This window comes from Actinoplanes oryzae, from assembly GCF_030757795.1.
Classification (GTDB): domain Bacteria; phylum Actinomycetota; class Actinomycetes; order Mycobacteriales; family Micromonosporaceae; genus Actinoplanes.
Map to the genome: position 1 here is coordinate 60,929 of NZ_JAUQWH010000010.1, position 20,898 is coordinate 81,826.

At 70.6% G+C, this 20,898-nt stretch carries 24 protein-coding genes; 10 read left to right on the top strand and 14 right to left on the bottom strand.

All coding sequences use genetic code 11. The features are described 5' to 3' along the window. Window positions 1-13: 13 nt before the first annotated feature. Window positions 14-334 carry a hypothetical protein gene (locus RBH18_RS05765; RefSeq protein ID WP_306204885.1) on the top strand — a complete coding sequence of 107 codons (321 nt, stop codon included), beginning with the start codon at window positions 14-16 and terminating at the stop codon, window positions 332-334. 32 nt (window positions 335-366) lie between these two features. On the opposite strand, the gene RBH18_RS05770 is transcribed toward RBH18_RS05765, so the two are convergent. From RBH18_RS05770 to RBH18_RS05785, 4 genes are all read right to left on the bottom strand, one after another. After that, a complete protein-coding gene (locus RBH18_RS05770; RefSeq protein ID WP_306204886.1) occupies window positions 367-1,071 on the bottom strand; it encodes a CDP-alcohol phosphatidyltransferase family protein in 705 nt (234 codons plus the stop codon). Window positions 1,072-1,135: 64 nt separating this feature from the next. Continuing rightward, entirely contained in the window at window positions 1,136-2,197 is a 1,062-nt protein-coding gene (locus RBH18_RS05775) for an iron-containing alcohol dehydrogenase family protein (protein WP_306204887.1), read from the bottom strand. After that, entirely contained in the window at window positions 2,185-2,916 is a 732-nt protein-coding gene (locus tag RBH18_RS05780) for a phosphocholine cytidylyltransferase family protein (RefSeq protein WP_306204888.1), read from the bottom strand. The genes RBH18_RS05775 and RBH18_RS05780 overlap by 13 nt, the downstream gene beginning before the upstream one ends. 56 nt (window positions 2,917-2,972) lie before the next feature. After that, complete coding sequence (locus tag RBH18_RS05785) at window positions 2,973-3,422, bottom strand: NUDIX domain-containing protein (protein WP_306204889.1); 450 nt, start codon at window positions 3,420-3,422, stop codon at window positions 2,973-2,975. A 39-nt stretch (window positions 3,423-3,461) separates the two neighbouring features. Between RBH18_RS05785 and RBH18_RS05790 the strand changes: the two genes are divergently transcribed. From RBH18_RS05790 to eccB, 3 genes are all read left to right on the top strand, one after another. Further along, complete coding sequence (locus RBH18_RS05790) at window positions 3,462-4,556, top strand: aminotransferase-like domain-containing protein (protein ID WP_306204890.1); 1,095 nt, start codon at window positions 3,462-3,464, stop codon at window positions 4,554-4,556. Window positions 4,557-4,850: 294 nt separating this feature from the next. Next, window positions 4,851-6,008, top strand: a complete 1,158-nt coding sequence (gene corA, locus RBH18_RS05795) for a magnesium/cobalt transporter CorA (RefSeq protein WP_306204891.1) — start codon at window positions 4,851-4,853, stop codon at window positions 6,006-6,008. A 30-nt stretch (window positions 6,009-6,038) separates the two neighbouring features. Continuing rightward, window positions 6,039-7,442 (top strand): type VII secretion protein EccB, encoded by a 1,404-nt coding sequence (gene eccB / locus RBH18_RS05800; RefSeq protein ID WP_306204892.1) that lies wholly within the window; start codon window positions 6,039-6,041, stop codon window positions 7,440-7,442. 199 nt (window positions 7,443-7,641) lie between these two features. Here the strand turns inward: eccB and RBH18_RS05805 are convergent, their stop codons facing one another. Further along, a complete protein-coding gene (locus RBH18_RS05805; protein WP_306204893.1) occupies window positions 7,642-8,349 on the bottom strand; it encodes a hypothetical protein in 708 nt (235 codons plus the stop codon). A 162-nt stretch (window positions 8,350-8,511) separates the two neighbouring features. Between RBH18_RS05805 and RBH18_RS05810 the strand changes: the two genes are divergently transcribed. Further along, window positions 8,512-9,036, top strand: a complete 525-nt coding sequence (locus tag RBH18_RS05810) for a peptidylprolyl isomerase (protein ID WP_306204894.1) — start codon at window positions 8,512-8,514, stop codon at window positions 9,034-9,036. Between the two features lie 13 nt (window positions 9,037-9,049). After that, window positions 9,050-9,952 (top strand): rhomboid family intramembrane serine protease, encoded by a 903-nt coding sequence (locus tag RBH18_RS05815; protein WP_306204895.1) that lies wholly within the window; start codon window positions 9,050-9,052, stop codon window positions 9,950-9,952. Between the two features lie 25 nt (window positions 9,953-9,977). Here the strand turns inward: RBH18_RS05815 and RBH18_RS05820 are convergent, their stop codons facing one another. Next, complete coding sequence (locus RBH18_RS05820) at window positions 9,978-11,021, bottom strand: DUF4236 domain-containing protein (protein ID WP_306204896.1); 1,044 nt, start codon at window positions 11,019-11,021, stop codon at window positions 9,978-9,980. A 156-nt stretch (window positions 11,022-11,177) separates the two neighbouring features. Further along, the gene (locus RBH18_RS05825; protein WP_306204897.1) at window positions 11,178-11,606 is read right to left on the bottom strand and encodes a PH domain-containing protein; all 429 of its coding nucleotides are present in this window, start codon (window positions 11,604-11,606) and stop codon (window positions 11,178-11,180) included. A gap of 30 nt (window positions 11,607-11,636) precedes the next feature. Here RBH18_RS05825 and RBH18_RS05830 point away from each other — a divergent pair, with 30 nt between their 5' ends. Continuing rightward, window positions 11,637-12,761: a thiolase family protein gene (locus RBH18_RS05830; protein WP_306204898.1), complete on the top strand. Its 1,125-nt coding sequence runs from the start codon at window positions 11,637-11,639 to the stop codon at window positions 12,759-12,761. Between the two features lie 72 nt (window positions 12,762-12,833). Further along, window positions 12,834-13,274: a hypothetical protein gene (locus RBH18_RS05835; protein WP_306204899.1), complete on the top strand. Its 441-nt coding sequence runs from the start codon at window positions 12,834-12,836 to the stop codon at window positions 13,272-13,274. Here RBH18_RS05835 and RBH18_RS05840 read toward each other — a convergent pair. Both RBH18_RS05840 and RBH18_RS05845 read right to left on the bottom strand, forming a co-directional pair. Further along, a complete protein-coding gene (locus RBH18_RS05840; protein ID WP_306204929.1) occupies window positions 13,271-14,140 on the bottom strand; it encodes a transketolase family protein in 870 nt (289 codons plus the stop codon). The two genes, RBH18_RS05835 and RBH18_RS05840, sit on opposite strands and share 4 nt — an antisense overlap. 2 nt (window positions 14,141-14,142) lie before the next feature. Then, on the bottom strand, window positions 14,143-14,811 hold the full coding sequence (locus RBH18_RS05845) for a transketolase (protein WP_372338872.1): 669 nt from the start codon (window positions 14,809-14,811) through the stop codon (window positions 14,143-14,145). 46 nt (window positions 14,812-14,857) lie between these two features. Between RBH18_RS05845 and soxR (RBH18_RS05850) the strand changes: the two genes are divergently transcribed. Beyond that, a complete protein-coding gene (gene soxR / locus RBH18_RS05850; RefSeq protein ID WP_306204900.1) occupies window positions 14,858-15,298 on the top strand; it encodes a redox-sensitive transcriptional activator SoxR in 441 nt (146 codons plus the stop codon). Between the two features lie 6 nt (window positions 15,299-15,304). Here the strand turns inward: soxR (RBH18_RS05850) and RBH18_RS05855 are convergent, their stop codons facing one another. The 3 genes from RBH18_RS05855 to RBH18_RS05865 all read right to left on the bottom strand — a co-directional run bounded on the left by RBH18_RS05855 (window position 15,305) and on the right by RBH18_RS05865 (window position 17,011). Beyond that, a complete protein-coding gene (locus RBH18_RS05855; protein WP_306204901.1) occupies window positions 15,305-15,727 on the bottom strand; it encodes a hypothetical protein in 423 nt (140 codons plus the stop codon). A 112-nt stretch (window positions 15,728-15,839) separates the two neighbouring features. Further along, a complete protein-coding gene (locus tag RBH18_RS05860) occupies window positions 15,840-16,469 on the bottom strand; it encodes an antibiotic biosynthesis monooxygenase (protein ID WP_306204902.1) in 630 nt (209 codons plus the stop codon). A 2-nt stretch (window positions 16,470-16,471) separates the two neighbouring features. Continuing rightward, on the bottom strand, window positions 16,472-17,011 hold the full coding sequence (locus RBH18_RS05865; protein ID WP_306204903.1) for an NADPH-dependent FMN reductase: 540 nt from the start codon (window positions 17,009-17,011) through the stop codon (window positions 16,472-16,474). 58 nt (window positions 17,012-17,069) lie between these two features. Between RBH18_RS05865 and soxR (RBH18_RS05870) the strand changes: the two genes are divergently transcribed. Further along, window positions 17,070-17,501, top strand: coding sequence for a redox-sensitive transcriptional activator SoxR (soxR, locus tag RBH18_RS05870; protein WP_306204905.1), 432 nt, complete (start codon window positions 17,070-17,072; stop codon window positions 17,499-17,501). 353 nt (window positions 17,502-17,854) lie between these two features. Here the strand turns inward: soxR (RBH18_RS05870) and RBH18_RS05875 are convergent, their stop codons facing one another. Both RBH18_RS05875 and RBH18_RS05880 read right to left on the bottom strand, forming a co-directional pair. Next, complete coding sequence (locus RBH18_RS05875) at window positions 17,855-18,835, bottom strand: NAD(P)H-quinone oxidoreductase (RefSeq protein ID WP_306204907.1); 981 nt, start codon at window positions 18,833-18,835, stop codon at window positions 17,855-17,857. A 38-nt stretch (window positions 18,836-18,873) separates the two neighbouring features. Further along, entirely contained in the window at window positions 18,874-20,700 is a 1,827-nt protein-coding gene (locus RBH18_RS05880) for a ricin-type beta-trefoil lectin domain protein (RefSeq protein WP_306204908.1), read from the bottom strand. Window positions 20,701-20,898 lie beyond the last annotated feature (198 nt).

The window sequence follows — 20,898 nt, forward strand, 5'->3', positions numbered from 1 at the left end:
CCAGCCTGAGGTGGTGCAGCAGATCCGGAACGACTTCGCGGTCAGGGCTTTCCTGCTGGGGGCCCTCCGCCGTAAGGAAACCCACTTGCCGACGTACGGCGAACTGGCCCGCTGCTTCGGCGGCTCCAACCAGGGGCAGCAAGCGGTGCTCGACCGGCTCGCGAGGCAATGCGAAGGGCGCCGGGAGCCCGACCTCACCGTCCTGGTGGTCAACGCGCAGGGTCACCCGGGCAGGTTCATGGGGCGACTTTGGCATGAGGACCAGCGGCCGGAGTGGCAGCAGGAGCTGGAACGTGTGCGCGCCCATCCCTGGGCGAACGATGATCTTCAGTAACCGGGCCCGGTGGCCGTCAAGCCACCGGGCAGTTAGCCGTTGAGGGCCTTGCGGCCGGAGAAGGCGATGCTGGCGGCCAGGAAGCCGCCGTTGACCAGGGTGAACGCGCCGATCACCCAGATCGTGAACTGCGGTGCGACGGTCAGGACGACCCCGGCGAGGGCGATCACCGCGCCGTAGTCGCGGACCAGCTTGACCACGCGTACGGGCAGCGAGCTGCTCGTCACCATGCTGGACGCCTGGGCGCCGGTCTGCATGACCGAGGTGACCAGGTTGACCATCCAGGTGCCCGCGAAGGCCGCCAGCAGCCAGGAGGGGGTCTCCGGGACCTGGGCCGACGCCGTGGCGGACAGGGCGGCCACCAGGGCGATCTGCGCCGCCACGTCGCACAGGACGTCGACGCGGCCGCCCGCGGTGCTGGCTTGGCCGGTGACCCGGGCGAGCTGGCCGTCGGAGCAGTCGAGGGCGTACGCGGCCTGCCAGCCCAGGAGGGCGAGCAGGCCGATCGGCCACGCCCAGATGCGGTCGTCGGCCACCGGCTCGGCCGCCGCGACGACGATGAACGAGACCAGGCAGCTCAGGCCGAGGTTGGCCACGGACAGCACGGTGGGCGCCAGCCGGTGCTTGTGGGCGAAGACCGCGACCCGGGAGCCGAGGCGCTGGCTGATCGCCTCGCTGAACAGGCCGCCGCCCCGGTTGACCCGGTAGTAGTCCGCGGCCGTGGGGGCGCTGCCCACGGCCGTGGTGGTGGTGCTCGGAGGGACAGTGCCACCCGCCGGCGAGGGGCCGGCGGGGGGCTGGTCAGCGGTGGGCGACGGCGTCGGCATAGTCGGCCAGCTTCCTGCGGATCTCGTCCGGGGTCATGGCGAGGTGCTCGATGATCGTGTAGCGGTCCGGCCGGGTCCGCGGCGCGAACTCGACGATCTCGACGAACTGGTCGGCGTCCAGCCCGACGTCGGCCGGGGTCAGGGGCAGCTGGTGCCGCTCGAGGCAGTCGGCCATCTGCACGAAGCGCCGCTCGTCGCCCCGGAGGAAGGTGCAGAACAGCGCGCCCAGGCCGGCCAGCTCGCCGTGGGACGCCGTACCGGGGAAGAGCGAGTCCGTGGCGTGCATGATCTCGTGGCAGCCGCCGCTGGTGGGTCGGCTGGTGCCGCACACCGCCATCGCCAGGCCGCTGGAGATCAGCGCTTCGGCCAGAACCGTGACGAAGGCGTCGTCGGACATGTCGCCCGGTATGGTCAGCATCGCCTCGGCGCCCATGCGGGCCAGGGACGCGGCGAGACCGTCGACCGGCTCCCCGCGGACCTCACGGCTCAGCTCCCAGTCGGCGAGCGCGCTGATGTTGCTGATCACGTCGCCGATGCCGGCCCGGTTGACCGCGTCGGGGCCGTTCTCGACGAAGTCCAGGTCGACGATGACGGCGAGCGGGATGTGCACGCCGTACGAGCCCTTGATGCCGTCGTTGACCAGGCTGGCCACCGGCGACGCGATGCCGTCGTTGGCCAGGCTGGTGGCCACCGAGACCATCGGGATCGCATAGCGGGTCGCCGCGTACTTCGCGGTGTCGACGGTCTTGCCGCCACCGATGGCGACGACGGCGTCGTAGGAGCGGGCGCGCAGCTTGGCGCCCAGCTCCATGGCCGCGTCGAGCGTGCCGCCGCCCGTGGTGAAGACGTCCGCCGAGCCGAGCGTGGGGCGGATCAGCTCGGCGATCCGCTCGCCCAGCCCGGGGCCGACCACCACGGCGACGTCACCGCCGGAGGAGATGCGGCCGTCGGCGAGGATCTGCCCCAGGTCGGCGACCGCACCCCGGCGGACGTCGATGTGCAGCGGGGTCTGGACGCTGCGGGCTAGTAGCGGCATGCGATGTCCCGCGCCTTGGCGAGGTCGTCGTGGTTGTCCACCTCGACCCACGGGATGTCGCCGATGGTCGCCGCGCGGATCTCGCCGCCGCGGTCGGCGAACTCCTGGTAGCCGTCCTCGTAGTAGAGGTCCGGGTTCTTCTCCCAGGTCGCCTTGAGGCAGTCGGCCAGCTCGGCGGCGGCGGAGGCCTCGATGACCGTGGCGCCGATGTACTCGCCGAAGGCCGTGGAGGGATCCATGAGCTTCGTAATCTTGGTGAGTCGTCCATCTGCCGAGAAGATTGTCTTCATCTCCTCGTCAGCAAGCTTCTTCACATTGTCAACGGCAAGAAGAATCCCCGGTCCGCGGTTCGCGAGGAGGGTCTGCTCGACACTCACCGGGTGGACGGTGTCGCCGTTCACCAGCAGTGCGCCCTGCGCGAAGTGGTCACGCGCGAGCCACAGCGAGTACGCGTTGTTCCACTCCTCGGCCTTGTCGTTGTGCACGAGGGTGATGGAGACGCCGTACTTCTCCTCGAAGGCGGCCTTGCGCTGCTCGACGGCGCTCGCGCAGTAACCGACCACGATCGTGACATCGGTCAGCCCCGCGGCGGCGAGGTTGCGCAGCGAGATGTCCATGATCGTGGTTTCCCCGTCGACGGGGACGAGCGCCTTCGGCAGTGTGTCCGTGTACGGACGCAGCCTGCGTCCGGCGCCGGCGGCGAGTACCAGACCGATCATGGGTGGTTCCTTCCCGGAAAAATCGAGGGGGGTGCCGTCCGAGGATAGCGGTGCGTTCACATATCGAGAGCGCGCAGGACCGCGAAGCCGTCCTCGGCCAGCCGGCGGATCATGCCGTCGTTGATATGACGGCTTTCATCCAGAACGTCCAGATCGTCTGGACCGAGCCAGCGATATGCCGTGTGCTTTCCCGCCTCCAGCCTCGGATGCGCGAGGTCGCCGTGCACGCGGACCAGGAAATCTGTCTCCCACCGGGTGAGCCCGTCCTCGCCGGTGTACCGGTAGTCGCCGACCGTGGCGATGATCTCGGCGAGCCGCCAGCCGGTCTCCTCCTCGATCTCGCGGGCGAGCGCCTCTTCGACCGTTTCGCCCGGTTCGAGGTGCCCGCCGACGACGTCCCACGAATTCGGGAAAAGCTTCCGTTGCGGCGAGCGCAGCTGGAAGAAAATGCGGCCCGCATCGTCGAGAACGAGAGCAGCGGCGACGCGAAGGGGTTCACTCGACACGGAGAAAAATGGTATAGCCGCTGCTCGTAAGCTGGTGCCATGACCGCTGAGCAGTTGATCTCATTCGCCCGGGGCGCGCCGTCGCTGGACATCATCGACGTGGCGGGCCTCAAGGCCGCCGCCGCCCGGGCCTTCGACGCCGACCCGGCCGGCATCACCGCGTACGGCACCTCCGTCGGCTACCAGCCGCTGCGCAAGTGGATCGCGGACAAGCACAACGTCTCGCCGGATCAGGTCATCGTCACCAACGGCTCGCTGCAGGCGGACGCGTTCCTCTTCAACCACCTCGTGCGGGCCGGCGACGACGTGATCGTGGAGAAGCCGACCTACGACCGCACGCTGCTGAGCCTGCAGAACCTGGGCGCCAAGGTGCACCAGGTGACGCTGCAGCCCGACGGCATCGACGTCGAGGAGCTGCGCGGGCTGCTCGAGTCCGGCGTGCGCCCGCGGCTGGCCCACATCATCCCGAACTACCAGAACCCGGCCGGCATCACGCTCTCGGCGGAGAAGCGGCGCGTGCTGCTCGAGCTCGCCGCGCAGTACGAGTTCGTGATCTTCGAGGACGACCCGTACGTCGACATCCGCTTCCGCGGCGAGGCCCTGCCCTCGATGCTGTCGATGGACACCAGCGGCCTGGTCGTGCACGCCTCCAGCTTCACCAAGACGGTGTGCCCCGGCGTCCGCGTCGGTTACCTGGTCGGCCCGGCGGCGCTCATCGACGCGATCGCCAAGAAGGCCACCAACCTCTACATCTCGCCCGGCATGGTCTCCGAGGCGATCGTGCACCAGTTCGCGATCTCCGGCGACATCGAGCGCTCGGTGCAGACGGTCAGCACGGCCCTCGGCGAGCGCGCGCGGGTCCTGGCCGAGTCGATCCGCAAGCACATCCCGGGCGCGACCTTCACCGAGCCCGACGGCGGCTACTTCCTCTGGGTCGACCTGCCCGAGGACGTCGACGTGAACAAGCTCTTCCCGGCGGCCATGAAGAAGGGCGTCGCCGTGGTCAAGGGCACCGACTTCCTCATCGACGGCGGCCGGCACTCGGTGCGGCTCGCCTACTCCGCCGTGACGGTGGACCAGATCGACGAGGGTGTCCGCCGGCTCGCCGCGGCCATCGACGAGGTTCGGGCCTGACTGTCGGGTATTTGACAGTAAGCGCTTCCCGCCGGTTCCGGGTTTCCCTCGGGACCGGCGGGCGGATCACAATGCTTACAGCGCTCGCTGCATGACAATGCGGCCGCGCGCCGACATTATCCCCGCCCCCTGGCGCCGGGCGGGCCGCTCGCGTTCTTTCACCCCCCGAAAGTGCGGCGGCCTGCTCGGCGCCCTTTTGCGTGCCGGGCGGGGGTAACGGGCAACCTTGCGGGCGTAACCTTTCGCGGGCCCTCGGGTTGGCGGGGGACGTCGGGATGTGTGGGGGAGGCGTTCATGAGCGAGAGCAACGTGCACCGGAGCCGGTCGGCGAGTCTGAAGTCGACCGGGGTCAACAGGTCACTGTCCCGGGCGTGGACCGCCCCCGTGCGGGCCATGACCCGGATCCTCGGCACCCCCGACGGCGCGCCGGCGAGCAGCGGCGAGGTGTGGAAGGGCAGCGCGGTCGTCGACTGCGGTGTGTACGTGCAGGGGCGGCGCGAGCCGGGTGAGTTCAACCCCGAGGAGGCGCTGGCCGAGGCGTGCGGCCGCGACGACGCGTTCGTGTGGCTCGGGCTGCACGAGCCGTCCGAGGAGGAGATGGCGGCCATCGCGCGGACCTACGGCCTGCACGAGCTGGCCGTCGAGGACGCGGTGAAGGGCGAGCAGCGCCCGAAGCTGGAGCAGTTCGGCGCGGTGCACTTCCTGGTGCTGCGTACGGCCCGCTATGTCCCGCACGGCGAGCTGACCGAGAATTCGCAGATCGTCGAGACCGGCTACATGATGCTGTTCGTCGGTGACCGGTTCGTGATCACTGTGCGGCACGGGGACGCCGCGCGGCTCGCGCCGGTGCGGGCGGAGCTCGAGGAGCGCAGCGATCTGCTGGCGCAGGGGCCGTGGGCCGTGGCCTATGCCGTGACCGACCGGGTCGTCGACCAGTACGTCTCGGTCGCCGACCAGGTGGAGGCCGACCTCGACGTGATCGAGGAGGCCGCCTTCTCGCGCGACAAGGGCAGCCCGGTGCAGGCCATCTATCAGATGAAGCGGGAGATCGTCGAGTTCCGCCGCGCGGTCCTGCCGCTGCAGCGCCCGCTGGCCACGATCACGTCCTCGCAGAACAGGATCGTGCCGAAGGAGATCCGGCGCTACTTCCGGGACGTGCAGGACCACCTGACGCGTACGGTCGAGCAGGTCTCCTCCTACGACGACCTGCTCAACACGATCCTCCAGGCGCGGCTGGCGCAGGTCACGGTCGACCAGAACAACGACATGCGCAAGATCGCCTCGTGGGCCGGCATCGCGACCGTGTGGACGGCCATCGCCGGCGTCTACGGCATGAACTTCGACTACATGCCGGAGACCCACTGGGTCTACGGCTATCCGGTGGTCGCCACGGTGATGCTGGCGTTCACGTTCTTCCTTTACCGAACGTTCCGGCGCAATGGCTGGTTGTAATCACTGATCGAGGAACCCTACTGTGAGGGCATGCCCTCGCGGCAGGACCAACTGCAGTCGTACCAGTTCGCCCAGCAGCGGGTCGTGGCGGCGCTCGTCGCCCACGACCCCGATCCCCGGCGCTCGCCGCTGCGCCGGGCCGGCACGACCGTGCTCATCGGCCTGGTCGTCGCGGCCCTGGTGGTGGGCGCCGTGGCGGCGTACGCGCTGATCCGCGGCGGCGGCAAGGTCGACGCGCGCAACCCGGCCGTGGTGTTCCTGGAGCGCGGCACCGGCGCCCGGTTCGTCTATCTGCAGGCGGACGACCGGCTGCATCCCGTGCTGAACTTCACGTCCGGCCTGCTGATCGCCGATGCCGCCACGCCCTCGCTCCGGGAGGCGTCCGCGGAGAGCCTGGCGGCGGTGCCGCTGGGCGATCCGCTCGGCATCCCGGACGCGCCCGACTCGCTGCCGGCGGCCGGCGCCCTGCTGCCGGCCCGCTGGACGGTGTGCTCGGGCGGGCAGGCAAGGAGCGTCCTCATCGTCGGCAGCGCGGCGTCCGGTGGCGCGGCGCTGCCCGTGCCTCGGGTGGGTGCCCCGGCGGAGGAGTTGCGCGGGCTGCTGGTCAATGATCCGGCGGACCGCACGTGGCTCGTCCACGCGAATCAGCGGTTCCTGTTGCCGCCCGAGCGTGTGCAGCAGATCCGCACGCGGTTCGGCTACACGGCCACGCCGCTCGCCGTGGCGGCCGCGTGGCTCAACGCCGTCCCCGCGGGGCCTGATCTCGACCCGCCGGACCTCGACGATCTCGGCGACGCGTCGTCGGTGCTGCCCGCAGCCGACATCGGCCTGCTCCTGCGCGTGCGCGGGGAGGGCAGCACGCCCGACCAGTGGGGCGTGGTGCTGGACGACGGCGTGGCGGACCTGACCGCGGTCCAGGCGGCACTCCTGCAGACCGGCGCGACCCCGGTCCGGGTGCAGGAGATCAGCATTTCCGGGTACGGCAACCTGCCGCGCTCCCGAACCGACCTCGTCCAGCAGTCCGTCGCCGCCGGGCTGCCCGCCACCGTCCCGGCCCTCGTCAACGGTCCGGAGAGCGTGTGCCTGACCTACGACGGCGACATTGACATCCGGGTCGGAGCCGCCGTGCCGTCCGGCGTACCGGTGACCAATGATCCGGCCGTGCCCGGTGCTGTGCAGGCCGACGAAGTGATCGTGCCTCGGGGCAAGGGCGCGGTCGTGGTGTCGACCGCCTCACCGGAGGCGCCGGCGGAAAGCGGCACGGTGAGCGTGATCACGGACACCGGTCGCCGGTTCCCGCTCGCCGGCCGGGAGGTGCTGACCCGGCTCGGCTACGGGGGCGTGACTCCGGTGGGCGTACCCGGGCAATTGGTGTCGCTCCTGCCGCCCGGGCCGTCGCTCGATCCCGCCGCCGCCCGCCGCGCACCTGGCTGAGGGCCCTACAAAGCCGCCCGCCGCGTGCCTGATCGTGGACACGACAGGGCCGCCTGCCGCGTGCCTGATCGTGGGCATGACAAGGCCGCCCGCCGCGTGCCTGATCGTGGGCATGACAAGGCCGCCCGCCGGGCGCCTGATCGTGGACACGACAAATGGGCCTTCGTTGCCGAAGACCCATCTGCTGCGGGAACTCGCGTTACCGGGGGGTGTCGTTCTTGCCGCTGGCGAGCCGGGCGACCTCGGGGCTGTGCAGCTTCGAGGACGTCTGGTCGCCGTCGGCCACCGGGATGACCGGCTCGTCGGCACCGGGCGGCGTCACGAAGCCCGAGGGCCCCGCGAGGTCGGCCGGCTCGAACGCGGCGTCGTCGGCGCCGGTGGTGCTGGAGGCGATCGACGTGGTGGCCGGGGTCGCCGGGTCGTACTCGTCCCACTGGGCGTTGCGCCGCTTGCGCAGCACATAGGCACCCGCCGCGCCCACGGCGGCACCCGCCAGGGCGAGACCGACCAGCTTGCTGCCGGTGCCCCGGGACCTGCTCGACTTACGGTCGATCTTGGCCGCCTTCTTCGACGCCTTGGCCGCCTTCTTGCCCGCCTTGGCCGCCTTCGCGTTGGCCTTGGCCGACTTCTTGCTCACGCCCTGGCCCGCCGACTTGGCCTTGTCGCTCGCCGCGGCCACGATCGGGCCCACGGTCGAGACGGCACTGCCCCAGCCGGAGGACGCTGCGTCCTTCGCCCGGGCGGCGGCGGGCTGCACGCGGTCACGTGCGGCGTAGAACTTGGGCCCCACGGTTGCGCTGGTCTCCTGCGCGGCGAGCGTCGCCGCACGCTTGAAGTGATCCACGCTCTGACCGAGCTCGCTCTTCATCTTCGCGTTGCGGTTCTTCCGTCGCATTGTTGCGAACACCAGTGCACCTCCTGTGGTTCTCTGCCACGACCCATGCTGCCTCTTCGGGTACCCCCACGTTGCGGGTTCAGACACATGCGGGAGGATCCGAAAGACAAATACTTGTCCTGCGCCGGCCGCCAAACCGGTGGTGCGGCGACCGCGACATCGTGAGGAGTACCCGTGGCTGAGACGCTTTACGCCACCCTGCACACCAACCACGGTCCGATCCGGCTCCAGCTTTTCCCGGACCACGCGCCGGCGACCGTGCGCAACTTCGTGGAGCTCGCGGAGGGCACCAAGGACTACGTCGACCCGCGCACCGGCCAGAAGGGCAGTGGCCCGTACTACGACGGGACCATCTCGCACCGGGTCATCGCCAACTTCATGGTCCAGATGGGCGACCCGACCGGCACCGGCCGCGGCGGCCCCGGCTTCCAGTTCGCCGACGAGTTCCACCCGGAGCTGCAGTTCGACCGCCCGTACCTGCTCGCCATGGCGAACGCCGGCCCGGGCACCAACGGCTCGCAGTTCTTCATCACGGTCAGCCCGACCCCGCACCTGAACCGGCGTCACACCATCTTCGGTCAGGTCGCGGACGAGCAGTCGGCGAAGGTCGTCGACTCGATCGCCACCACCCCGACCGGCCCCGGCGACCGTCCCCGCGAGGACGTCGTCATCGAGCGCGTCACCATCGAGCGGGCCTAGTACTTTTGATGGTGTGAGTGAGTCTCCTGTGACAGCGCCCGTCTGCTATCGGCACCCGGGCAGGGAGACCTACGTCCGCTGCACCCGCTGTGAGCGGCCCATCTGTCCCGACTGCATGAACGCGGCGTCGGTGGGCCACCAGTGCCCGGAGTGCGTCGCCGAGGGGCGGCGCACTCAACGGGCGGCGCGCACGGCCTTCGGCGGCAGCTCCGCCGGTCAGGCCGGCGTGGCCACCAAGAGCCTCATCGGCCTCAACGTCGCCGTGATGATCCTCTCGATCCTCTCGTCGGGCGGCGGCAGCGCCATCGCCGGCGGCGGCTTCGGCGGCCTCTTCGGCAGCTCCACCCCGCTGCTCAACTGGGGCGCGGTGCTGAGCTACAGCAACTTCGGCGTCACCGGCATCGCGGGCAACGACGAGTGGTACAGGCTGGTCACCGCCATGTTCCTGCACTACGGCGTCATCCACCTGGCCCTCAACATGTACGCCCTGTGGATCCTCGGCCGCGAGCTGGAACGCGCCCTCGGCCCCCTGCGCTTCACCGGCCTCTACCTGCTGGCCGGCCTCGGCGGCAACGTGGCGGCCTACGTCTTCGCCGGCCCCGACGCCCGCACGGCCGGCGCCTCGACCGCCGTCTTCGGCCTGATGGCCGCGATGCTGGTGCTCCTCAAGCGGCTCAACCTGAGCATCGCGCCGATCCTGCCGGTCATCGTCATCAACGTCATCTTCACGCTGACCATCAGCGGCATCTCGATCCCGGGCCACCTCGGCGGCCTGGCCACCGGCTTCCTCGCGGCGGTGGTGCTGGCCTACGCCCCGCGCGACCGCCGCAACCTCGTCCAGGGCATCGGCCTGGCCGCCCTCTTCGTCCTCCTGCTGGCCGTCGCCATCGCCCGCACGGTCTACCTGACCACATAGCCTGCCCGATCGCCGTCGGCGGCTGTCAGCGCATCCGGTTGACGGCGTCCGCGAGTGACGCCGCAACATCTGGCCGGGAGAAGTCCCACACCATCAGCAGCCCCTGGGCGGTCGTCAGAGTCAGCCGTCCGTAGAGCATGATCGGCAACTGCCGGTTGTTGTTGAACCTGCGGTCGGGGCCGCCCGACTTGTTGACGAAGCGCCAAGTCGTGCCGACGCATTGAGCATCGGTGGGTGGTGAGTCGCTCTCGATGAAGCGCTGGGCTTCCATGTGAGCGCTGATCGCGGCATAAGGCACGTCGGCGAACTGCTTCCCGTGCTGCACCAGGACACGGTCCGGAAGGAAGAACAAGGACCTGTCCTTGCCATGGATGCTGGGCACGGCGATGTTCGTGACGAGCACCGGAGGTCCGGCCAGATCGAGTCGCCCCGCGCTGCGGCGGATCAGCGCACCGGCACCGGCATTGACCTTCCGTTGATGCGTGGTGTGGAGGGCACCTTCCGCCTCCACCTGCCATACGCGCTGAACATTGCTGACGAAGCCGTTGCTGCCGGTGAAGCTTTCGTAACGTGCTGCGGGCGCGTCCTCTACCTGGTAGAACACGACGACCGAGCGCCGGGCGACGTCTCGTTGTCGTATCCACCAGATGCCAGGCGCAGCTAGGAACAGCAACAGCAGTCCGAGGGGCGCTGAGGCGAGAGCGATCAGGACGGTGACTGCGGTGATCCACGGCCACAGTGGCTTCCGGCGAGCCGCGGCTTGGATCTGCTGAAGCAGGTCGGACGGGTGGGCAGCGACAAGATTCTGCACGGGTGTTCCGGCCAGCTCGCGCATGAAGACGCTGTGCGGATTCGCCGGATGGGAGGGCACCAGAGGCTGTCGGGCAGCAGGCTTGACCATCTGTCCGCCGAAGTAGCTGGTTCCCGGCCCGGCAACCCGGACGTAATTGCCGCGTGGGCCCGTGCCGACGCGGAAGCCGGGCACGCCGGCCGAGATCCCGACGCCCGCGGGCGACAGGGTGAACCGGAAAGGACCTGCTCTGAGACTGGTCCGCAGATAGAAGCCCATGTCACGCTCACAGTGTTCGCGGCAATCCGTCAGCGGCACGAACGATAACGAGCATGCTGACGGGCCGTGCCCTGATCCGCCGAAGCCTGGACCTTCGGCTCGGCGGTCGCCACCTTCGGTCGAGCGGTTCTGCGTCGAGCCGAGGCGGCGGGTGAGTTATGAGCGGTTTGTCGCTTGAAGGCGCAGCTGGTTGAGGGCCTGGGCGACCTCTTCCGGGTCGGCGCCCAGCTCGTGGATGGTGAAGAGGTGCAGGCTCTCGCCGGCGTCGATCTCGAGGAGCTCGCTGCGGATGCCGCGGTGGTTGCGGCGGTCCACGCGGATGCGCTCGATCGCCGGCCACGGCAGGTGGCGGCGGGCGGCGTAGCCGACGACCACGGTGATGCCGGTCTCGTCCGCGGTGAGGCGGACCGGGCGGATCAGGTCGCGCAGGGCCCACAGGGCCAGGCCGGCCGCGGTGGCCAGGGCCAGCACCCATTGGATCGGGTCGTCGCCGCCGAAGGCCACCACGAGGACCACGAGGGCGACCGCGCCGAGCAGCTTCGTCACCGGGAGGACGGGCTTCACCCGCCACTGGAGAGGCGCCATGGTCCCCACTATGGCAGTACCGTCGACGGTATGCGTGATGCGGTGATCGTGGGTGCGGTGCGGACTCCGGTCGGGCGGCGGCGGGGCGGGCTGTCGGGGGTCCATCCGGTCGAGCTGTCGGCGGTCGTGCTGCGCGAGCTGGCGGCGCGGAGCGGCCTGGACCCGGCCGACGTCGAGGACGTGCTCTGGGGCTGCGTCTCCCAGGTCGGCGAGCAGTCGTGGAACATCGGGCGCAACGCCGTGCTGGCCGCCGGCTGGCCGGAGCAGGTGCCCGGCACGACGATGGACCGGCAGTGCGGGTCGAGCCAGCAGGCCCTGCACGTGGCGGCCGCGACGGTGATCTCCGGGCAGGCCGATCTCGTGGTCGCCGGCGGTGTCGAGTCGATGAGCCGGGTGCCCATGGGCTCCAGCAACCAGGATCAGGACCCCTACGGCCCGTCGATCAAGGCCCGCTACGGCACCGATTCCTTCGACCAGGGCGTCGGCGCGGAGATGATCGCCGAGCGCTGGGGCTTCAGCCGGGCCCAGCTCGACGAGTACGCCCTCGGCAGTCACGCCGCCGCCGCCGAGGCGCAGGACGCGTTCGAGGCCGAGATCGTCCCCGTGGAGGGCGTCGGCCGGGACGAGGGCATCCGGCGCGACACGTCGCTGGAGAAGCTGGGTCAGCTGAAGACTCCCTTCAAGGCGGACGGCGTCGTCACGGCCGGCTCGGCCTCGCAGATCTCCGACGGCGCCGCCGCCCTGGCCGTCACCACCTCCGACTGGGCGCGGGCGCACGGGCTGACGCCGCTGGCCCGGGTGCACACCGCCGTCGTGGCGGCCGACGATCCGGTGATCATGCTGACCGCGCCGATCCCGGCCACCGCCAAGGCGCTCAAGCGGTCCGGGCTGAGCCTGGACGACATCGGCGTCTACGAGGTCAACGAGGCCTTCGCGCCCGTGCCGCTGGCGTGGCTCGCCGAGACCGGCGCCGACCCGGCCCGGCTGAATCCGCGCGGCGGGGCTATCGCGCTGGGTCACCCGCTCGGGGCCTCCGGCGCGCGGATCATGACGACGATGCTGCACCACATGAGACGGTCCGGCATCGCATATGGCCTGCAGACGATGTGTGAGGGCGGCGGAATGGCCAACGCGACGATCGTCGAGGCGCTGTAACGCCCGCCGGGTCGACGACAAGTTCCTCGAAACAAGCCGACTCTTCCCCGGTGAACCACCGTTAAACGCGGCATGGACGTGTTCTCCCGTACGTTCCTCCCCGCCGCCGCCGAAGCCGGTGTGGCCATTCCCACCGTGAGCCGGCACCTGCCGGTCTTCCGCCGCTGCGTCGAGCCGGACGACACCACCGTGCTGGTGACCCGCTGCGCGAACCCCGACCGGCCGTTCGCCGGCGAGTACCTCCTGCTGCTGACCCAGCGGCGCCTGGTCGTCACGCACGAGACGCGGATGCTGCGCCGCCTGCGCCTGCACCTCAACGCCCACCTGCGCCACCTGAGCGACGTCACGTGGAGTCCCGACTCCCGGCAGACGGCGCTCGAGGTGGCGGCCACGGCGATCGACGGGGTGCGGGAGCGCTTCCGGGTCCGGGTGCCGGAGCCCGACCGCGTCTGGCACTTCGACGCGCTCCTCAAGCAGGTCTTCCGCGAGCGACCCCCGGCCCTGACCGCCTAGAGAAACTCCTCGATCGAGCGGCGCAGACCCATGGCGTCGAGGCCGTGGTGCGCGGCGTGGTCGGCGGGCGTCCCGTAGCCGCGATGCTCGGTGCGGCTCACCCCGAGGTGCAACGACCGATGCGGTACGTGCGCCAGCGCGGCAGCGATCACCCGGCTGGACGTCCCGGCGAGGTACGGCTCCGCCACGATCACCTCGGTCGGATGCAGGGCGAGCAGACCTGCCGTGTCGAGGGGGCGGGGCGTGTTCGTGTAGGCCACCGTGACGTCGAGACCCCAGGTCGCCGCCAGCACGGGGTCGAGCATCGGGCCGACGGCGAGCACCACGGCACCGGACGTGCCCCGGCGGATGACCTTGAGGTCCGTACCGGGGCAGGCCTTGGCGTTCTGGGTGGCGGAGAGGCGTACGTACACCCGATCGTCATGCCTCGCGGCGGCCCGCAGCATCTCGGCCGCCTCGTCCGCGTGCCCCGGCACGTGCACGGTCCAGCCCTCGAGCGTGTCGAGCAGCGCGACGTCGCCCGGCGACTGGTGCGTGTAGCCCTCGGCCGAGGCGTCGTACGAGCCGCCGATCGTGACGATCACGGCGCCGGCGTCCTGGTGGCCGAGGTCGAGCTTGAGCTGCTCGTACGCGCGGTCGACGGCGAAGGGCGCGTACGAGTGCACGTAGGGCCGCAGCCCGGTCAGTGCGAGCCCGCCCGCCACCCCGGTCATCAGCTGCTCGCGGATGCCCACGTTGAGCACCCGGTCGGGATGCCGACGGCGGGCCGGCTCGAACGCGTCGGCGGAGATGTCGGCGAGCACCAGCGCGGTGCGCGGGTCCTCGGCCAGCAGGGCGGTGGTCGTGGCGACGAAGGTTTCCCGCATCATCACTGTCCCTTCGGCTCGACGCGGGCGATGACGACGTGCGGGCGGTCCGGGCGTTCCCGCAGGGCGGCGGCGATGTCGTCGTGATCGCGGCCGTCCACGTGCGAGACCTGCCAGCCCGGGAAGCGTACGGCGATCCCGCCCGGCCACCCGTGCGTCGCCGACTGGTTGTCGATCACGATCGCCGTCACCGGCAGCCCGACGGCGGCCAGATAGGCGATCGCCTCGTGGTTGCTGCCCTCGTCGAGCTCGGCGTCACCCAGCAGGACGAAGGTGCGCGTGCCGACGTACCCCTGGGCGCGCAGGCCGAGAGCGACGCCGGTGGCCAGGCCGAGCCCGTGTCCCAGCGAGCCTGTCCCCACCTCGACGCCCGGCACCAGCACCCGGTCGGGGTGATGGCCCAGCGGGCTGCCGCGCCCGCCGATGTCGTCCAGCCACTCGGCGGGGAAGTAGCCCTTGGCGGCCAGCACGGCGTAGTAGGCGGCCGGTCCGTGTCCCTTCGACAGCAGGAACCTGTCCCGGTCGGGTGCGTCCACGGTCTCGGGTGAGATGCGCAGCACGCGGTCGTAGAGGACCTGCAGCACGTCGAGCGTCGAGTACGCACTCGGCGCGTGCTTGCGGTCCGCGGTGATCCGGGCCATCACGTCTGGTCGTGCTTGCGTTACCGTCATAGGCTCACACTGCAAGTTGAAGTGAACTTCAGCTCAAGGGGAGCCCGTGGACCTCCTGACGATCGGCGACATGGCGGCCCGCAGCGGCGTGGCCCAGTCGGCCCTGCGCTTCTACGAGCGCGAGGGCCTCATCCGCTCCACCCGGACGGGCGGCAACCAGCGCCGCTACGAGCGCCACGAGCTGCGCCGGATCGCCTTCATCCGCATCGCCCAGCAGGTCGGCGTGTCGCTCGAGGAGATCCGCGAGGCGCTCGCCGAGCTCCCCGACAACCGCACCCCGACCCGCGCCGACTGGGCCCGGCTGTCGGCCCGCTGGCAGCGCAAGCTCGAGGACCGCATCGCGATGATGGAACGCCTCCGCGATCAGCTGACGGGCTGCATCGGCTGCGGCTGCCTGTCCCTGCAGCGCTGCACCCTGGTCAACCCGTCGGACACCCTGGCCGCGAAGGGTCCGGGGCCGCAGCGGATCCTGCACGCCCCGGAGTGACGCCTGTCAGTACTCGGGGCAGATGTACTTGCGGACCGCGGCGAGGATCTTCTTGGCCTTGGTCTTGCCGAAGCCCTTCGGGTGCCCGGGGGAGGTGAAGCGCTGGTTCGTCGTGCTGATCAGCGAGGCCTGGTTGTCGGGGAATTCCTGCACGCTGCCGCACTGGTCCAGGCCGCGGTCGACGACCTGCTGCGTGCCGTCCTCGACGATCTCCGGGTCGATCCGCTTCAGGGCGGCGACGAACTTCCCGGCCGTCTTGTCGTCCGGCGCGGGCAGCACGTCCTCGTCCGGCGCCGCGGCCTTGGAGACCGGCGCGGCTGCGGCCGGCGCCTCGACGGCGGCCTTGTCGGTCGCCGGCTCGGCGCTGTTGCCGCACCCGGCCAGCGCAATCGATGCGGCCACCAGCACCGCGACGTGACGAGCCCTCACGCGAACCTCCCGATTCCAACCTGGAGTAACCCGGAGGGCACGGTACGGGGTCACAGGCTCGACGAAAACCCCCTAACCGGTCAGTGGGAGAAGATCGCAGCTCAATGCCGATCTATTTCGTGTCCACGACGCTCGCGTAGAGCAGGTAGCGCGTCACACTCACCGGCCGCACGCCCGGCATGCTCCGGACGCGGTCCCACAACGGGCCCGCCGAGACGGAGGCGCCTCCCGTCGCGGCGAGGGCCCGGCGGTGCGCCTCCGGGCTCTCCCACTCGGCGTAGTTCAGGACGCGGCGGCCGTCCGTACTGATGTGGAAGAAGGCCCCGAGGCCGCCCGGCGGCAGATCAATGTCCCCCGCCAGGGCCGTGAAGACCGCATCGATCCAGGTACGCGCCAGATCGGCGCCGGTCGTGTCCACCCGGACGAAGACCGCCGCGCCCGGCTCCACCGGCACCGGCCCCGTCCCGCGATGCAGCTGGTAGACGGCCCGATCGTGGCTCTCCGCCCCGGTCACGGTGAGATCGGGGAGCTCCGGCTCGACGGTCCACTGTGCGTAGTCGCGGACCAGGTCGCCGTCGGCGTCGACGAAGACCGACCAGCCCAGCAGGCCCTCCGGCCACGGCTCGCGCCGGCGGGTGGCCAGCAGCTCCGCCGCGACATCCTCCTTGTCCGCGCCCCGCCATTCCCCGGTCACGGCGAAGGCCGCTCGGCCCGGCTCGGGAAAACGGTCACTGCGCTGCATGGTCACTCCCCCCGCGATCCCGGGTACGGCCGAAGCGCCCGAGCCTCCCGCAACGTCACGCCCCACCACGCCAGCCCGTCGAGCAGGCGGCGCGCGGCGACCGTGCTCGCGGGGTCCAGGGGGCGCCCGTCCAGCCCGAAGCAGCTCCGTCCACCGTGGAAGCTGACCGTGTCCCGGATCGTGTGCGCGTGCAGCTCCGCGAAGACGGGCCGCAGGTGCTCGACCGCGCGAAGCCCGCCGGACAGGCCCCCGTACGAGACGAAGCCCACCGGCTTGGCCTGCCACTCCGCCCGGTGGTCGTCGACGAGGGCCTTGAGCGGTGCGGGATAGCTGTGGTTGTACTCGGGCGTGACGACGGCGAACGCGTCCGCGAGGTCGAGTTGCTTGGTGACGGAGCCGGGGCCGAGCGGGTCGACGAGATCCGCGTCGAGGTCCGGCCGCCGGGTGATCTCGTCGGTCAGCCAGCCGGCCACGGTGGGCCCGAAGCGCCCCTCCCGGGTGCTGCCCACGATGACGGCGATGCGTAGAGGCGAGTTCTGCATGCCTCCGGACGCTAGAACCCCAACTAATGTTGAGGTCAAGCGAACGGGAGGCGGCGTCATGGAACTCACGGTGGGTCAACTGGCCGAGCGCAGCGGCGTGGCCGTGTCGGCGCTGCACTTCTTCGAGCGGCAGGGGCTGCTGGCCAGCACGCGCACCGCGGGGAACCAGCGGCGTTACCGGCGGGACGCGCTGCGCCGGGTCGCCTTCATCCGCATCGCCCAGCGGGTCGGCATCCCCCTCAAGGAGGTCGCCGCCATCCTGGCGCTGCTGCCGGACAACCGCACGCCGACCCGCGAGGACTGGGCGCGGGTGTCGCAGTGCTGGCAGGAGGAGCTCGACCGGCGCATGCGGCACCTGCAACAGCTCCGCGACGACTTCACCGCGTGCGTGGGGTGCGGCTGCATGTCGCTCGCCGCCTGCCCCCTCGTCAACCCGGGCGACACGCTGGGCCGCGAGGGCGCCGGCCCGCGCCGCCTCCTCACCGACTGAATCCCCCGCTCCCGCCGCACTCATCGCGCACCGCTCCCCCGCCGTGCCCGCGCCGCTCGCTCTTCCGCCGTCGTCGCGCCGCGCGTTCTCCCGTCGCCCTCGTTCCGTGCGTTCTCCCCGCTGCGCTCGTCCTGCCTGCGATCCGTGGCGCCTGGCCTCCGCGGCGCTTGGGCGTCGTGGCGCTCGGGCTCGCGGGGCCTGGGGGCGCGCGGGGGGTGGGAATCACGGTGCTGGGATTCGCTGCGATGGGGGCTCGTGCCGCCCGCGGTCCGCGGTGGTCGGCGCTCGCGGTGGCCGGTGCTCGCGGTGGCCGGTGCTCCCGGTGGTCGGCGCTCGTGGCGGTCGGGGCGGTGTCACGCGGGCTCGCCGGGCAGCAGGAGGATCTTGCCGACGTGGTCGCTCGCCTCCATCAGGCGGTGGGCCTCGGCGGCGTCGCGCATCGGCAGCGTGCGATCGATGATCGGCCGGATCTCGCCGGCGTCGACGAGCGGCCACACCTGGTTGCGCACCCCGCGGACGATCCGCGCCTTGTCGTCGGCCGGCCGGGCCCGCAGCGTCGTCGCCGAGATCGAGCCGCGCTTGGCCATGAGCGCCCCGAAGTTGAGCTCGGCCCTGGTGCCGCCCTGCGTGCCGATCGTGGTGATGTGCCCGTCCGGGGCGAGGGCCGCGATGTTCCGGGCCAGGTATTTCGCGCCGATGATGTCGAGGATGACGTCGGCGCCGCGGCCGCCGGTGAAGTCGCGGACCGCCTCGACGAAGTCGGTGGTGCTGTAGTCGATCGCGAGGCCGGCGCCGAGCGCGCGCAGCTGCTCGTGCTTGGGCTCGCGGGCGGTCACGATCACCGTGGCGCCGAGGGCCTTGCCCAGCTGGACGGCGAAGGTGCCGATGCCGCCCCCGCCGCCGTGCACCAGCAGCACGCGGCCCTTGCGCAGGCCGGCGAGGTCGACGACGGTGGACCAGACCGTGCACGCCACCTCGGGCAGCGCCGCGGCCTCCTGCACGCTCATGCCCTGGGGGATCGGCAGCAGCTGACCGGCGGGCACGGCGACCTGCTCGGCGTAGCCACCGCCGGCGAGCAGGGCACACACCCGCTCGCCGACGTGATGGCCGGTCACCTCGGCACCGACCGCGGTGATCACCCCGGCGCACTCCAGGCCGGGCCAGGCGGGCGCCCCGGGCGGCGGCGGATAGTGCCCCTGGCGCTGCAGGACGTCGGCCCGGTTGACCGCGGCCGCCGTCACCTCGACGACGACCTCCCCGGGGCCGGGCTGCGGATCAGGCACCTCGGACCAGACGAGGGAGTGCTCCGACTCCTCGATCACCACTGCGTGCATGACCCTCAGCTTGCCCCGGGGGTACGACAGAAAACTGGCTAACTCCACTTCTGGTTCGCGCCGCCCGTACATGTCCAGATCTGCAGTTTGGCGCCGTCGGCGGTGCTGTTGCCGACGATGTCGAGGCACTTGCCGGACGCCGCGTTGACCAGGTCACGGCCGGCCGTCAGGGTCCACTGCTGGTTCGTACCGCCGAAGCAGTCCCACAGCTGGACCACCGAGCCGTCGGCCGTACCGTTGTCCTTGACGTCGAGGCACTTGCCGAGGGCCTGCACCGTGCCGTTCGCGCCGCGGGTCCACGTCTGGTTGGGGCCCGAGGTGCAGGTCCACATCTGCGGCAGATTGCCGTTGGCGGTCGAGCCGTCGGTCACGTCGAGGCACTTGCCGGTGTCGCTGCGGATCGCGCTGCCGGTGCTGCTTCCGCCGCCGGACTGGGTGCCCGACCAGGTGAAGGTCGCCGAGGTCTGCGCCGGGAGGCTGGAGACGAACGACTGCCCGCCCCAGTTGACCTTGACGCTCTGCGTGCTGCCGCTGGTGTTGTACGCGATCAGCGCCTTCGAGCCGTCGGTGTTGCGGAACGCGACGTTCGGCACCGTGCCGTTGGCGCTCGAGTCGATGCGCACGGCCCCGGGCCGTACGAACTTGGTCAGGTGTCCCATCGTGTAGTACTCGATCGTGTAGTCCACCTGTCCGCGCCGGGCGTCGTTGCGGTGCACGGTGATCAGGCCCGTGCAGGTGCCGCAGCCGCCGTTGTGCGGTCCCATGCTCTCGTCGACCGCCAGCGACCACTTGGTCCAGCTGCGGCCCCAGTTGCGGAAGTACTCGATCAGGTCGCCCATGTCCTCGGCGTGCTGGTTGCCGACCCACGTGCCGCCCGAGTGCTCGGTCATGTACATGTTCACGTTCGGGAACTGGTTGTGGACATTGGTCGCGACGCTCGGGCTGCCGCCGTAGTCGTGCCACGCGACGCCGCCGAAGTTCGGGTGGTTGCGGATCGCCGTGTCGTTGAGCAGCGGCGCGACCCACGTGTCGTACGTGTCGAAGTTCCAGTCGCCGATGAGCAGCTTGGTGTTGAGGCCCGCGCCCTGCAACGCCGGCAGCAGGTTCGTCTTGGCGAAGTACTGGAGTCCCGAGGCGTTCCACTGCATCGACGGGTAGCCGGCGCAGCAGGTCGGCTCGTTCTGCTCGGTCACGTACCGGATCGGCACGCCCTGGGCCTGGTACCCCTGGATGTACTTCACGAAGTACTGCGCGTAGGTCCCGTAGTACTGCGACTGCAGGTACCCCTGGCTGTACGCGTTGTTGTCCTTCATCCACGGCGGCGCCGACCACGGCGAGGCCATGACGAAGGCGGACGGGTTGAGGGCGATCGCCTGCTTTGTGAGCGCCATGACATCGGCGTCCCGGCTCAGCGAGAAGTCGTTGAGGTCGCAGCAGGTCGTGTCGTACGAGTAGCTGTTCTGTGCCAGGTCGGACGACCCGATGACGTTGCGCAGCGCGCTGACCCCGATCCCGGCCGACGGGCTGAACAGCTTCGTCATGACCTCGTTCTGGGTGGCCGCCGACAGCGCCCCGCTGCCCCGGATGCCGAACGCGGCGGTGTCCGTGAAGGACGCTCCCGCGCCCTCGAACTGCTGATAGGTCGTGTTCTCGTTGACGGTGATCGTCTGGTTCGCCCCGCCCGTGGACGCGGCGAAGTTGATCGGCGTCTGCTGCTGCAGACCCCGCGAGACGGTACGGCCACCGCCGTCACTCGTCGTCGTCAGATACACCTGCACCTGTTCGTTGGCGGCGAGCGCCGGTGGCGTACCGACGAGCGTCACCCCCGTCACGAGGGCGAGGGCGAGGAGGGACCGTCTGAGCATGGGGACTCCCTTCCGGCCGGGGTGGGGGCCCCGGTCTGACAGGTAAGAACCCGAACTAATCACAGCGGTCGATTCAGCGTCAACCGGCCTGACCTGCGACGATGCGATGTTTCAGCAGCTCGGTCGGCTGTTTCATAGGGTGAAAAAAGGGTCGGGCGCCGTCTCCTGCGGCCGGTCCGGAGCCGATCTGGCAGACTG

Coding starts and splice junctions, on each gene's coding strand:
- RBH18_RS05790 (WP_306204890.1), top strand. CDS start 3,462: ATGACCGCTGAGCAGTTGATCTCATTCGCCCGGGGCGCGCCGTCGCTG.
- RBH18_RS05840 (WP_306204929.1), bottom strand. CDS start 14,140: ATGCGGGAAACCTTCGTCGCCACGACCACCGCCCTGCTGGCCGAGGAC.
- corA (WP_306204891.1), top strand. CDS start 4,851: ATGAGCGAGAGCAACGTGCACCGGAGCCGGTCGGCGAGTCTGAAGTCG.
- RBH18_RS05865 (WP_306204903.1), bottom strand. CDS start 17,011: ATGCAGAACTCGCCTCTACGCATCGCCGTCATCGTGGGCAGCACCCGG.
- eccB (WP_306204892.1), top strand. CDS start 6,039: ATGCCCTCGCGGCAGGACCAACTGCAGTCGTACCAGTTCGCCCAGCAG.
- RBH18_RS05775 (WP_306204887.1), bottom strand. CDS start 2,197: ATGCCGCTACTAGCCCGCAGCGTCCAGACCCCGCTGCACATCGACGTC.
- RBH18_RS05780 (WP_306204888.1), bottom strand. CDS start 2,916: ATGATCGGTCTGGTACTCGCCGCCGGCGCCGGACGCAGGCTGCGTCCG.
- RBH18_RS05880 (WP_306204908.1), bottom strand. CDS start 20,700: ATGCTCAGACGGTCCCTCCTCGCCCTCGCCCTCGTGACGGGGGTGACG.
- RBH18_RS05820 (WP_306204896.1), bottom strand. CDS start 11,021: ATGGGCTTCTATCTGCGGACCAGTCTCAGAGCAGGTCCTTTCCGGTTC.
- soxR (WP_306204905.1), top strand. CDS start 17,070: ATGGAACTCACGGTGGGTCAACTGGCCGAGCGCAGCGGCGTGGCCGTG.
- RBH18_RS05835 (WP_306204899.1), top strand. CDS start 12,834: ATGGACGTGTTCTCCCGTACGTTCCTCCCCGCCGCCGCCGAAGCCGGT.
- RBH18_RS05875 (WP_306204907.1), bottom strand. CDS start 18,835: ATGCACGCAGTGGTGATCGAGGAGTCGGAGCACTCCCTCGTCTGGTCC.
- RBH18_RS05845 (WP_372338872.1), bottom strand. CDS start 14,811: ATGACGGTAACGCAAGCACGACCAGACGTGATGGCCCGGATCACCGCG.
- RBH18_RS05825 (WP_306204897.1), bottom strand. CDS start 11,606: ATGGCGCCTCTCCAGTGGCGGGTGAAGCCCGTCCTCCCGGTGACGAAG.
- RBH18_RS05860 (WP_306204902.1), bottom strand. CDS start 16,469: ATGCAGCGCAGTGACCGTTTTCCCGAGCCGGGCCGAGCGGCCTTCGCC.
- RBH18_RS05830 (WP_306204898.1), top strand. CDS start 11,637: ATGCGTGATGCGGTGATCGTGGGTGCGGTGCGGACTCCGGTCGGGCGG.